We start from the raw sequence: 12,243 nt of genomic DNA, 5'->3' as shown, positions 1-12,243 counted from the left end.
CCTCTCAGGTACAGGTGGGGGCAAACCGCGTTGCGCGCCCCTGCATACGTCAGCCTGACAAGAGAGCAGAAAGTGGACACAAAACAGCCTTGGCCTTCCAGTGAGCAGGAATTGGTAGAAGTACGACGGTTTAATAAAACCCTCGCGCGGATGCCGCGTTTCCAGATTCGCAATCGCGTCACGCCCCGGCTGATTCAGGCGCTGTTGCGTGCAGCTCAGATCGGCAGCGCCCTGAAACCGGGAGGCCATGACCTGCGCATCGAGAAAAGAACGGTCAGTTCGGATAACGTACCGGTGCCCGTGCGCATCATCCGCCCCAAAGGTAAACCCAAGGGCGTGGTGTTCGACATCCACGGCGGCGGATGGGTGATCGGTAATGCCCAGATGAACGATGATCTCAACGTCGGCATGGTCAACGCCTGCGACGTAGCCATTGTTTCGGTTGATTACCGACTTGCTGTAACAACCCCCATCGAGGGCCTGATGGAGGATTGTTTTTCTGCCGCCTGCTGGCTGTTGGGCAAAGACTGCGAGGAGTTTGCCGGCCTGCCGGTTATCGTGGTCGGCGAATCCGCTGGCGGACATCTTGCCGCAGCCACGCTTCTGAAATTGAAAAGCCGACCTGATCTGCTCGAGCGGATAGTGGGGACGGTGCTGTACTACGGCGTTTACGACCTGACGGGCACCAAGAGCGTGCGTACCGCAGGGCCGGATACGCTGGTGCTGGACGGTCCGGGCATGGTCGGCGCCATGCGCGCGCTTACCCCCGACCGAAGCGACGATAAACGCCGCGAGCCGCCACTGTCACCGCTGTATGGCGATTTGACCGGCCTTCCGCCCGCACTGATGTTCGTCGGAGAGATCGACCCGCTGCTGGATGACACACTGCAAATGGCCGAGCGCTGGGCCAACTCGGCAGAGGTCGAAATGCACCTCATGCCCGAGTCGCCGCACGGCTTCATCCATTTCCCGACCACGTTGGCGCGCAAGGCGCTGGCGCGCAGCCGTGAATGGATCAATGAGCGGATCGGTGCGCTGGGTTGAGCCCGCCGCTCAACCCAATTCTGCGACCCACTTCGACACGGGGTCGCCACTGCTCAAGCCCGGCTGCACAAGACCGTCGATCATGAAGGTCGGCGAAACATGTATGCCGTTCTGGCGAGCGTATTTGGCGTGCCATTTCACGGCCTGTTCAAGCTCGGGATTGGCGAATGCCTCCGCCAGCGCCAGGCCGCTGTAACGCTCGATGCGCGCGATGATGTCGTTGGGCGTCGCGTCCATGTTCGGGCCGGTGGCGTGGTGTTCGAACTCGAATTCTTCACGGTGCGACGCAACCGCCGTCATGACCGCCTTGGCGCTTTGCTTGCCGCCTTCAAGGGTCGCAGCCGCCAGAATGCAGCGCACGATGACACCCGAAAACATGTGCCAGGGCTGCGATTGCAAGCGGATTTTGACCGTGATCCTGTCTTCTCCGGCCTGAGCCAGCAGCTCATCGAGCTTGAAGAAGGCCTTGACCGAAAAGGGGCAGGTTGGCTCAAGGAAGACTTCGAACAGACGAGGTCCGTGGCCCCAGGAAAGTACGTCTGAATACATGGTCGTGTTGCTCCCGTCGATGGTTGTACAGAAAACGCGCCGGGCCGGTTGCCCGCGCCGGGCATGGTCACGAGAAGCATTCTCCCGGACACCTCTCGCTCCTCACGCAGAGCATTGGCGCGAGACAAACAGGCGCGCCGGGCTGATTGCCCTGCGCCGCGCATGGTCACGAGAAGTAATCTCCCGCACACCTCTCGTTCCTCACGCTCCGCGTGGGAATGCAGTTCGTGACGCTCCGCGTCACACATTGCAACTTTGACACCACCAGCTTGAGGCGCCATAAAAGCCTGAACTGCGGCTCATGCGGGTTTGAGAGCAGGTTCGGACATGAGTTCGATTTTCAGGCCAGCAATGCGCTAATCCAGCGAATCTGCTGCGCAACCTCCTGCCCTTTTTCTTCGCTCACGCCTTTCTGTGCTCTTTCGAAGTTGTTCAGCGTTTTCTGTTTTTTGCCCAATAAACGCTGCCACTTGAGCAGAAACGCCGGGCTGCGCGCCTGCATCTGTAGCGGGCCGAAATACAGCTCCTCAGCCGTGTACTTAACGGGGCCTGTGCGTTCGGCGACGATGATTTCGTAGTCGAAACGGTTTTCCCGCAGCACCTCTTCGCTGACGATGCGGTAGTCATGCTCCATCAGCCAGACACGCAACGGTTGCTCGCCGCCGTTGGGTTGCAGGATCAAGCGTTCCTGACCGCTCAGGCGCGCCTTGCCCGCTTCAAGGATGTCTCGAATCGTCTCGCCGCCCATGCCGCAGAGACTGATCGCCGTGATCGCGTCCTGCGCTTCGATCGCCGCCAGACCATCGGCCAGGCGCACGCTGACCTGATCCTCCAGATCGTTCTCGCGCACGGTGCGCTCGGCTGCGCAGAACGGCGTCAATGCCACCTCGCCAGCCACCGCCGCCGAGATGGCGCCACGGTTCAGCAGCGCGACCGGCAGATAACCGTGATCCGAGCCGATATCAGCCAGCCGTGCACCGGCGGGTACGTGCGTCGCCACACGCTCAAGGCGCATGGACAATCTCTGTTCGTTCAACGGCAACCCCTTTCACCCCAAACGTCCGACAGCATGGCCGGGTCCGGGCGCGATTCTGTAGAGCAACGCGGCGCATTTCAACTTTCCGCGACAAAACCCACGGCTCGACCCCCACCTGTCGCTCGCGTAGGCTTGGCGTTTTCCATCCTTTGCAAAGCAGAGATCCCATGGCAAACGCAGACATCACCTTCACCCCCGATCCAGATCCGGAGTCCATCTCGTCGGACGTCGCCGACTTCAACGGCGTGCTGGTCAGCACCCAGATCCCTACTCATCCCGACGGTAGCCTGGAACTGGGCGGCATCACCGAGCAAAGCGAATGCACCCTGCGTGCCCTGAAAGACGCCCTCGAACGCGCCGGCAGCTCGATGGACCGGGTCATGCACCTGACCATCTACCTGACCGACATGGCCGATCGCGCCGCCTTCAACGAAGTGTATAAACGCTTCTTCAAAAAACCGTGGCCCGTGCGCGCGGCAGTGGGTGTGGCTGCGTTGGCGGTTCAGGGCATGCGGGTTGAAGTGACGGCGATGGCGGCCAAAGCGGGCTGACCGTAATGCACACACCTGACTGATGCTCGCGTCAGTGTTCTGCGCCTGTGCAGAGTTGGACATCCCGTGGAACCGGATCTCGTTGCTTGCCACCAAGGCGGTATGAGTTTCCGGAGAAGCCGATGATCAACCTCACCAGCATTGCATCTTCGTTGGCGCGTGTAGCGCTCAGCGATTCGACAAAGCCAACGATAGACCGCGCGATGAACGTCGTCAGCCATATCGCTGGCAAAGTGGCGTTGCAGGTCAACAACTCATTGTTAGAGCAGACAGGCCGGCTCAACGAGCGTCAGCAGAAAGGCCTCGCGGTGATCCTCGACGCATTGCGCGGCAAGGAACCGGTGACCCATGTCGAGACCCACGAAGGCGGAGGCCGATTCAATCTGGCGCGAGCTGCCTTCGACGTGGCCAGCGTTGTCTGGGAGCGCGACAAGTCGATGCGCAACGTGATGAGCTTTTTGGGCGTCAGCGATAGCAAGGGCAACCTGCTGTTCTCTCTGGGCAAGACGCTGGCCGACGCGATGGTCAAGCCCGAACCTGAGTATGGCAAGCACAACAGTGAGGCGAACTACGCATTCTTCTCCAGCAACTTGAAGCTGAACAAACTGATGAACGACATCGCTGACCAGGTGATCAACGAGATTCATCAGCAGAACACCGATCGTGTGCGACGACCCACACCGGGACCCTCCTGGAGACCTGAAAGCACTCAACAGCAAGCGCGCCCGCAAACGCCTCCAAGCGCTCGCCCCCAGGCCAACAGCGCGCCGCCACCACCGCCGAAAGCCCAGCCCAATTCAGGCGCTCAGCGGCCGTCAACAGAGCGGCCCCACAAAACACCCGCTGCTGGCGCGTCCGCGAAGGTGGACAATTCCGCCCCCGCCAAGCCACCCGTCAAGCAGTTGTACGAGCACCTGGGCCTCTCGGACATGACGGCGGACCTCTCCGCAGTCAAAAAGGCTTACAAGAAAGCCTCGCTGAAGAATCATCCTGATAAGAACCTCGGTAACGAGGCTGAGGCGACTGAGCGTTTCAAAGTGATTTCAAATGCGTTCAGGATTTTGTCCGATCCAGAATTGCGCAAGAAATACGACAATGGCCTTATTGATGAGAACGGTAACGAGTTCAAGACCTGAGTTTTCGGCGTGAGGCGTGCTGGCGGCAGTGTTTCTGGCGACTGCCGTTCAGCTAAAATACGCCGCCTGATTCCCCAACCCCACCCCGGTATACTCCCTGCATCTCTCCGGGAGCCCCCATGATTTCGTTACCCGTCGATGCCGTCCTGCCAGCCCTGCGCCAGGCCCTGACCACGCGCCATGAAGCCATACTCGAAGCCCCTCCCGGCGCGGGCAAGATCACGCGCGTGCCGCTTGCGCTGCTTGAGGAAACCTGGCTGGCCGGACAGACCATTCTGATGCTGGAACCTCGGCGCCTGGCCGCGAGATCGGCTGCCGAGCGGTTGGCCAGTGAACTGGGCGAGAAGGTCGGCGAAACGTTGGGGTAGACGCCTATGCGCTGAACCTTCTGTTGGTGAACGAACTCAATCAGTCTAGGTAGTCGGAGGATGATTCCGTTTGCTTCCGAATCAGTTGTCCAAAAAGGTAAGGCTATGATCGCTCGATGGCATTGGATGCTGGTGCAACTTACAAAGAAGCTTTGGCTCAGAGCTACCTTGTTTTCACTGCTGGGCGTAGCGACCGCCTTGATATCAATCTTGCTCAAGGACTCGATTCCATTCTCTCTGTCGGCCCGTATAGGTGCAGATGCCGTTGACAAGATTCTGAGCATCATTGCCTCCAGCATGCTTGCAGTGACCACCTTTTCGCTAAGCACTATGGTGACAGCGTACGGCGCGGCCAGCAGTGGCGTAACACCGCGTGCGACGACGTTGGTAATGGAGGACACGACAACACAAAACGCGCTCGCGACGTTCATCGGCTCATTTCTATTTAGCCTGGTAGGCATCATCGCTTTGAGCACTGGAGTCTATGGCGCCCAAGGACGCGTACTCCTGTTCGCAGCGACCATAGTGGTGGTCATCCTCATCGTTTACACGCTTCTGCGCTGGATTGATCACCTTTCAAAGTTGGGGCGAATGGGCGAGACGATTGATCTGGTGGAGAAAGCGGCCATTGATGCAATCGATCATAGAGTACGGTGGCCATACCTGGGCGGAGTCGCTTTCCCAAAGGGGTGGACTGTGCCTATCGGCTCTCAGATCGTTACCAGTGAATCGACTGGATATGTACAGCATATCGATGTTCAGGCACTGAGCGAGGTAGCTGAGGCCGGAAATCTCAAAATATTCGTGGATATTCTCCCCGGTAGTTTCGTCCACCTGGGGAGGCCGCTGGCCTATCTCGTACCGCTGGCCAAAGAGTCTGTCGAGATCACTGGCGAGCCGTCGGAGAAGGTGCTCGCTACGCTGACAATAGGCACCTGGAGAACCTTCGAACACGATCCCCGCTTTGGACTTTCAGTGCTGTCGGAAATAGCATCCCGCGCGCTGTCTCCCGCAGTGAATGACCCCGGCACGGCCATTGATGTCATCGGGCGAGGCGTACGTAGCTTGACTACGTGGTGTAAGCCACAGCCAGTTGCCCCTGAGCATGAAAAAAGCTGCGGCCAGGTTTTTCTGCATGGTTTGAATGTGGACGACTTATTCGATGACTTCTTTGCGCCGATAGCCAGAGATGGCGCAGCAATCATCGAAGTGGATCTGCGCCTGATGAAAGCCCTGATCAGCCTGGCTCAGATCGATCCCGCTTTGTTCAAAGCCGTTTGCGTGAGGCACGCGAATATCCTTTTGAGAAGATCAGACAGCGCCTTGGCTTTGAACGAGGAAAAGTGCCAACTAAGGGCACTGGCAGACAAGTTGCTGTTTAACTAACCAGCCTCACTACTAAGGTACGAAAGCTGCATAGAGCGCTCAAAAGCCAATTTGATGACGCCCTCTATGAAGCCTTTTTACCTTACCTCCACCAGACTCGCGCCTTCCATGCTCACCAAAGCACTGCTTGGCTTCATTGCTCTAGTGTGTCTCTCGTTGATTTTGGCTACAGCCTGGCAGATGAATCAGTCCAAGCGTGAGCGCGTAGCTACAGCCAAAATTGCGGTTTCAAACATCGTTCTTGCCGCCGAGCAGCAAGCTCGGGATACGGTACGACAAGCTGATAATACGCTGCGTGATCTCGTGGAGCGCGTGGAGCGCGACGGTTTAGAGGGGGCTCAGCAAGCTCGACTGGCGAAACTGATGGCCCAGGATGTGGTGAATGTGGACGGCATCCAGGGGCTTTTCATCTACGATGCCCAAGGCAACTGGGTCGCCAACTCCTTTTCCCAAGGTATACAGGTGAAAAACAACAGCGACCGCGCGTACTTCGCGTATCACCGCGATAACGCCGATGAGTCCATCCACGTCGGTTCCATTGTCGAGAGTCGCATTACGGGGGAGATGGTTATCCCTATCAGTCGACGCATCAATGCTGCCGACGGTACGTTTGCAGGTGTGGCATTAGCGACTGTGCCCGTTGCCTATTTCCAATCATTCTTCAAGCGCATGGATGTGGACGACAAGGGCGTTATTTTTCTCGCGCTGAACAATGGCGACTTGCTGGCTCGGCGACCGACAATGACGGCACTTATGACAACCAATGTGGCCAAAGGGGATCTTTTCACCAGTTACCTGCCATACAGCGATAGCGGTACCGCTGTGATCAAGTCTGTAGTGGATGGCGTGGAAAGGATTTATGCCTATCGGCGGGTTTCCGGGTTGCCCATCGTCGCTGCTGCTGGCGTTTCCTGCCAGCATGTATTCGCCCCCTGGTGGGCCTATGCGTATCGATCCATGGCTCTGGTGGCTATGATCACTTTATCTTTGGCTTCGCTAGGTCTCTTGTTGTACAGGCAAATTCAGCACTTGATCACTGCGGAAAGTGAGCTGAGCAGCGCCCGAACCGAGCTTGAGGTCATCGCTCAGACCGACAGTCTGACGCATTTGGCCAATCGACGTTGCTTCGACGCTACGTTGCAAAAAGAGTGGGGACGAGCGTCTCGAAATAACTCGGTCATCGCGATCATTTTGTTGGATATCGACTGGTTCAAACAATACAACGACTGCTACGGCCATCTGCGGGGGGACGACTGCCTGCGCCAGGTAGCCGGGATCATCGGAAGCTGCATCAACCGGGCTGGCGATCTAGCGGCACGGTATGGCGGTGAGGAGTTCGTGATCCTGCTAGCTGAAACAGATTTAGCGGGTGCTTTGAGCGTTGCCGAAAAAGTCAGGTTATCCATTGAAAACTCATTTATAGAGCACTCCGGCAGTCCAGTGGGGAATGTAACAATCAGTTCAGGTGTGGTGGCGATCAACGCACCGGAGAAGGAGGGTTATATAGCCGCCCTGAGGGAAGCAGATCTACTTCTTTACTCTGCTAAAACCAAAGGTCGCAACTGCGTCGAGGGACGAGCAATGGCCGACACCACCAGAAAGCAGTTCATATGCCAGCCCGTTCTAGGCACAAGCCAATGCTGATTATGGCCGACTTGCTGCCCGTCTCGCCTTCTGAACCCCATTGCCATGCACCCCAATTGCGATGGGTGTAGGCCTTTGGTGCCGCTGGCCTGATCATTCAACCTGCTTCGTGGCCTTTGAATATGCATGCCAGGTTTTGACAGCCGTCCAGCAGCCACATTGCCTCTTGACGAAAGGCTTAAAGTTTCCAATTTTGGGTCGATAGCCTGTTGAATATGTCAACCATCATTGGAGAGCAGGAATCTAACATGCGCCTTAGAAATCTCAATTTAGTTCCACGAGCTGCCCTGTTTTTCACTTCAATCATCATTCTAGTTTTGTGCTGGGTATATTCGCAGTCCTCCAAATGGGCAAGCTACGGGATGCCGAAAAAGACGTCGAACTCAATTGGATGGCCAGCATCCGACAAACTGCGTTGATGGACAAAGCGACACTTCGCCTGAGGCTCGAGACCCAGCGAGGCCTCGCTGACCCTCAATCCATTCAAAAGAACATTGAAAACTTCGCTGGCTATCGCAAGGCTTTCACCGATGCGGTGGCGGGCTATGAGCCACTGATAGCGAGCGATAAAGAGCGCTCGTTCTACACGCCAGTAAAAAACAGCGCCGATGCCTATTCCAAACAACTGGATATTCTCGAACCGTTGATGAGACAAGGTGACATAGCCTCAGCGGTCAACCTGGTGAGTACAGGTAGCAGTGCCTTCGGCAAAGCCTTCGAGATGTTGCCGTATTTTTTGAACGTGCTCGGCGTAGGCGCATTGACCACGGTCGGACTGACTCTGGCTGCTTTCACCGTCGCCGCATTGCTTGGTTTTTTTCTGGCGTTGATGCGGCTTTCAAGACACCGCACGTTGGGGTTAATCGCTAGCTGCTATCTGGAGATCTTTCGGAATATTCCGATCCTGACACAGCTATTCATCCTGTATTTCGGCCTTACCTACATCGGCATCACGTTACCTGCCGTCGGAGCAGCCATCATCGGGTTCGGGCTGAACGGAGCAGCGATCCTGTCCGAGGTTTTCAGGTCCAGCATCAAGACTATCGACAAAGGACAGGCCGAAGCGGCGTATTCCATCGGAATGACTCGCAGCATGGCAATGCGCATCATCGTGCTGTGGGGATCGAATTCAGCTCGTTCATCGCCGCGATCATTGGCTTGGGGTTGAACGCGGCTGCATACCTCGCAGAGATCTACCGTGCAGGTCTGGAAGCGGTGCCGAAAGGACAAGTTGAGGCTGCCAAGGCTATCGGGATGCCACGGGGGCAGGTGATGAGGTGGGTCGTACTTCCTCAAGCGATCAGGATCGTGCTGGCCCCTATTGGCAACGTCGCTATTTCGCTCTTGAAGGACACCTCCGTCGCGTCGCTGATCGCGGCTCCAGATCTAATGCTGAGGGCACAGGATCTCAGCGCGGTGTACTTCATGCCATTGGAAACCTACATCCTGGTGGGCGCGATGTATTTCGCCCTGTGTTTCCCGCTTTCTATCGGCGTTAGATTCCTTGAGCGCAAGGGCAAACGCTAACAGCAACTACCCCCTGTAAATCCGCTCAGCCAAAGGCGGGGCGGATTTTAAAGCACGCCTTTTCAATGGGGTCAGGCTATCACCAGACCTCTGTTTGCGTGGCTGGCATGGAGCAAGCTGTCATATAAAAGATGATGCTTGAAGACAAGATTCATGACTTTCTTAATGTACTTATTTTTTCCGTGCTGAACATCTCAAAAGAAGACTTAAATTCAAGTCAAAAAAAGCGGTCGTTCTGAGCTGTCATAACGTCAGCGCTGGCGGACTCTGTGTGAACATCTCACGGGGTTTTCATGGCACCGACAAGTTATGCGTTAGCGCGCTTGGAGTGAAAGGCGTCAGGCGAAGTTGGGATGGTTACCCGTTACAATAGCCAGCTTACCTGGGAGCCCCCATGACCTCGTTACCCATCGATGCCGCCCTGCCGGCCTTGCGCCAAGCCCTGACCACGCGCCATGAAGCCGTACTCGAAGCCCCTCCCGGCGCGGGCAAGACCACGCGCGTGCCGCTCGCGCTGCTTGAGGAAACCTGGCTGGCCGGGCAGACCATTCTGATGCTGGAGCCTCGGCGCCTGGCTGCGAGAGCGGCTGCCGAGCGGTTGGCCAGTGAGCTGGGCGAGAAGGTCGGCGAGACGGTGGGCTACCGGATTCGTCTGGAAAGCCGGGTCGGCCCGAAGACGCGTATCGAAGTAGTCACCGAGGGGATCCTCACGAGTCGTTTGCAGGACGATCCGGCGCTGGAAGGTGTGGGGCTGCTGATTTTCGATGAGTTCCACGAACGCAGTCTGGATGCCGATCTGGCCTTGGCCCTGAGCCTCAATGGCCGGGAACTGTTTCGGGACGATCAACCGCTGAAGATTCTGCTCATGTCGGCCACGCTGGAAGGCGAGCGGTTGGCGGCGTTGCTGGACGACGCGCCGGTGGTGCGCAGCGATGGGCGCATGTTTCCAGTGAGCATGCAGTGGGGGCGTCCTTTTCAGCCCGGTGAGTTTGTCGAGCCGCGTGTCGTGCAGACGGTGCTGGATGCGCTGGGCAGCGAGTCCGGCAGCCTGCTTGTGTTTCTGCCGGGGCAGGCCGAGATTCGTCGGGTCAACCAGCAACTGGCGGAAGCACTGGGTGAGCGTGCCGACATTCTGCTGTGCCCTTTGCATGGCGAGCTTGATCTGAATGCGCAACGCGCGGCTATCGAACCGGCTCCCAAGGGCACGCGCAAGGTGGTGCTGGCGACCAACATTGCGGAAACCAGTCTGACCATCGACGGCGTGCGCGTGGTGATCGATGCCGGCTTGGCGCGGGTGCCGCGTTTCGATCCGGGCAGCGGCATGACGCGTCTGGAGACTCAGCGCATCTCTCGTGCCAGCGCCACCCAGCGCGCTGGCCGGGCAGGGCGGCTGGAGCCGGGCGTGTGTTATCGGCTGTGGTCCGAAGCGCAGCACGATCAACTGGCCGCCTACGGGGCGGCAGAAATTCTTCAGGCGGACCTCGCCGGGCTCGCGCTGCAACTGGCTCGCTGGGGCGTCACGCCTGCGCAACTGGTCTGGCTGGATATACCGCCAGCCGCGGCTTATGCACAGGCGCAGGATTTGTTGGTGCGTCTGGAGGCGTTGAACAATCAGCCGGGTCAGCCGCCAGCCCTGACGCCACACGGTCAGGCGATGGCTGAGCTGCCTGCTCATCCGCGCATCGCCCATCTGCTGTTGCGCGGCCATGCGCTGGGGCTGGGCGAACTGGCGTGCGACGTGGCGGCCTTGCTGGGCGAGCGCGATATCTTGCGCGGCGCTGGCGCGGACCTGCACAGCCGCCTGACCCTGCTGGCCGGCACCGAACGCGCGGCGCGCGGCGCACAAGGCGGGGTACAACGGACCAGACAACTGTCGCGGCAATATCGCGGTTATCTGCGCGGCACAGCGAACAGCCCGGTCAGCGATCCGGACCACTCCCGCTGGCTGGGCGCCTTGCTGGCGCTGGCCTACCCGGATCGCGTCGCACAGCAACGCCGAGCGGGCGGAGCGGAATACCGATTGGCCAACGGCCGCGCGGCACTGTTCGCCGAGGCAGATGCGCTGATGAAACAGCCATGGCTGGTCATCGCGGATTTGGGCAGCCGCCAGGGCCAGCGTGAAGAACGCATTTACCTCGCCGCCGAGTTCGATCCGGCACTGTTCGACTCGGTGTTGGCCGAGCAGGTCATCAGCGTGGACCAGATCGACTGGGACGAACGCGAAGGTGTATTCCGCGCCGAACGACAGCGCAAAGTCGGTGAACTGATCATCAGTCGCGAACCACTGACCGGCCTCGACGACGCAACCCGCAGCCATGCGTTGCTGGTGCTGGTGCGTCGCAAAGGCCTGGAACTGCTGCCTTGGACGCCGGAACTGCGTCAGTGGCAGGCGCGTGTTGCGCTGTTGCGCAGCCTGGATATCGAGAAAAGCTCAGCCAGCGAGTGGCCTGATCTGAGCGACGCACAACTGCTGGCGACACTCGAAAACTGGCTGATGCCCTACCTGGGCAAAGTCACTCGGCTCAGCCATTTCAGCCAGCTCGACCTGCCCTCCATCCTGCGCAACCTCCTGCCATGGCCATTGCCACAACAGTTGGAGGCGCAGGCACCCCAGACTCTGCAAGTGCCCTCCGGCTCGAATATCCGTATCGACTACAGCGAGCATCCGCCGATTCTGTCGGTGCGGCTGCAAGAGCTGTTTGGCTTGTCCGATACGCCGCGTATCGCCAATGGGCGGCAGGTGCTGAAACTGCACTTGCTGTCCCCGGCACGCCGCCCGGTGCAGGTGACGCAGGACCTGGCTAACTTTTGGCGGTCGACCTATATAGATGTGAAGAAGGACTTGAAGGGGCGTTATCCCAAGCTATTCCATAAGTTGGACCCATGGGTGGAGTCACTTAACAAGAAGTGATTGACAGTTTTCGTAAAAACATCCTCCTGTAACGTGGATCGTTGACAGGTCGCTTGTGAAGGTCCTAGCGAGCGGGGATAGAGCCTGGGAG

Annotated in this window: 11 protein-coding genes; 9 read left to right on the top strand and 2 right to left on the bottom strand. The window is 58.3% G+C overall.

Annotated features, from left to right (window positions below; all coding sequences use genetic code 11):
* Nucleotides 1–72 precede the first annotated feature (72 nt).
* Entirely contained in the window at nucleotides 73–1,044 is a 972-nt protein-coding gene (locus ACW55A_RS19920) for an alpha/beta hydrolase (RefSeq protein WP_183131710.1), read from the top strand.
* 9 nt (nucleotides 1,045–1,053) lie between these two features.
* On the opposite strand, the gene ACW55A_RS19915 is transcribed toward ACW55A_RS19920, so the two are convergent.
* Nucleotides 1,054–1,593, bottom strand: a complete 540-nt coding sequence (locus ACW55A_RS19915; RefSeq protein ID WP_003368767.1) for a DsbA family protein — start codon at nucleotides 1,591–1,593, stop codon at nucleotides 1,054–1,056.
* Nucleotides 1,594–1,933: 340 nt separating this feature from the next.
* Nucleotides 1,934–2,608 carry a tRNA (adenine(22)-N(1))-methyltransferase gene (locus tag ACW55A_RS19910; protein ID WP_032609179.1) on the bottom strand — a complete coding sequence of 225 codons (675 nt, stop codon included), beginning with the start codon at nucleotides 2,606–2,608 and terminating at the stop codon, nucleotides 1,934–1,936.
* Nucleotides 2,609–2,796: 188 nt separating this feature from the next.
* On the opposite strand from ACW55A_RS19910, the gene ACW55A_RS19905 reads away from it, so the two are divergent.
* From ACW55A_RS19905 to hrpB, 8 genes are all read left to right on the top strand, one after another.
* Nucleotides 2,797–3,180 carry a RidA family protein gene (locus ACW55A_RS19905; RefSeq protein WP_455809254.1) on the top strand — a complete coding sequence of 128 codons (384 nt, stop codon included), beginning with the start codon at nucleotides 2,797–2,799 and terminating at the stop codon, nucleotides 3,178–3,180.
* Nucleotides 3,181–3,302: 122 nt separating this feature from the next.
* On the top strand, nucleotides 3,303–4,316 hold the full coding sequence (gene hopI1, locus ACW55A_RS19900; RefSeq protein WP_455809253.1) for a type III secretion system effector HopI1: 1,014 nt from the start codon (nucleotides 3,303–3,305) through the stop codon (nucleotides 4,314–4,316).
* A gap of 119 nt (nucleotides 4,317–4,435) precedes the next feature.
* Nucleotides 4,436–4,684, top strand: a complete 249-nt coding sequence (locus tag ACW55A_RS19895; RefSeq protein ID WP_498811546.1) for a hypothetical protein — start codon at nucleotides 4,436–4,438, stop codon at nucleotides 4,682–4,684.
* A 60-nt stretch (nucleotides 4,685–4,744) separates the two neighbouring features.
* Nucleotides 4,745–6,070, top strand: a complete 1,326-nt coding sequence (locus ACW55A_RS19890; protein WP_498811547.1) for a DUF2254 domain-containing protein — start codon at nucleotides 4,745–4,747, stop codon at nucleotides 6,068–6,070.
* Nucleotides 6,071–6,178: 108 nt separating this feature from the next.
* Nucleotides 6,179–7,714: a sensor domain-containing diguanylate cyclase gene (locus ACW55A_RS19885; RefSeq protein ID WP_498811548.1), complete on the top strand. Its 1,536-nt coding sequence runs from the start codon at nucleotides 6,179–6,181 to the stop codon at nucleotides 7,712–7,714.
* 346 nt (nucleotides 7,715–8,060) lie between these two features.
* Nucleotides 8,061–8,882, top strand: coding sequence for an ABC transporter permease subunit (locus tag ACW55A_RS19880; protein ID WP_498811549.1), 822 nt, complete (start codon nucleotides 8,061–8,063; stop codon nucleotides 8,880–8,882).
* Nucleotides 8,831–9,241, top strand: coding sequence for an amino acid ABC transporter permease (locus ACW55A_RS19875; protein WP_498811550.1), 411 nt, complete (start codon nucleotides 8,831–8,833; stop codon nucleotides 9,239–9,241). Before ACW55A_RS19880 ends, ACW55A_RS19875 begins: the two co-directional genes overlap by 52 nt.
* A gap of 394 nt (nucleotides 9,242–9,635) precedes the next feature.
* A complete protein-coding gene (gene hrpB, locus ACW55A_RS19870) occupies nucleotides 9,636–12,152 on the top strand; it encodes an ATP-dependent helicase HrpB (protein WP_498811551.1) in 2,517 nt (838 codons plus the stop codon).
* Nucleotides 12,153–12,243: the final 91 nt, after the last annotated feature.

This window comes from Plantibacter cousiniae (nom. nud.) (genome assembly GCF_977070315.1).
Note: the sequence above shows the minus strand (reverse complement) of the source record. Positions and strands in the feature narration are given on the sequence as shown.

Bases quoted from the DNA above. Each gene is read 5' to 3' on its own strand.
- ACW55A_RS19915 (WP_003368767.1), bottom strand. From the start codon at position 1,593: ATGTATTCAGACGTACTTTCCTGGGGCCACGGACCTCGTCTGTTCGAA.
- ACW55A_RS19910 (WP_032609179.1), bottom strand. From the start codon at position 2,608: ATGCGCCTTGAGCGTGTGGCGACGCACGTACCCGCCGGTGCACGGCTG.
- ACW55A_RS19905 (WP_455809254.1), top strand. From the start codon at position 2,797: ATGGCAAACGCAGACATCACCTTCACCCCCGATCCAGATCCGGAGTCC.
- hopI1 (WP_455809253.1), top strand. From the start codon at position 3,303: ATGATCAACCTCACCAGCATTGCATCTTCGTTGGCGCGTGTAGCGCTC.
- ACW55A_RS19895 (WP_498811546.1), top strand. From the start codon at position 4,436: ATGATTTCGTTACCCGTCGATGCCGTCCTGCCAGCCCTGCGCCAGGCC.
- ACW55A_RS19890 (WP_498811547.1), top strand. From the start codon at position 4,745: ATGATTCCGTTTGCTTCCGAATCAGTTGTCCAAAAAGGTAAGGCTATG.
- ACW55A_RS19885 (WP_498811548.1), top strand. From the start codon at position 6,179: ATGCTCACCAAAGCACTGCTTGGCTTCATTGCTCTAGTGTGTCTCTCG.
- ACW55A_RS19880 (WP_498811549.1), top strand. From the start codon at position 8,061: ATGGGCAAGCTACGGGATGCCGAAAAAGACGTCGAACTCAATTGGATG.
- hrpB (WP_498811551.1), top strand. From the start codon at position 9,636: ATGACCTCGTTACCCATCGATGCCGCCCTGCCGGCCTTGCGCCAAGCC.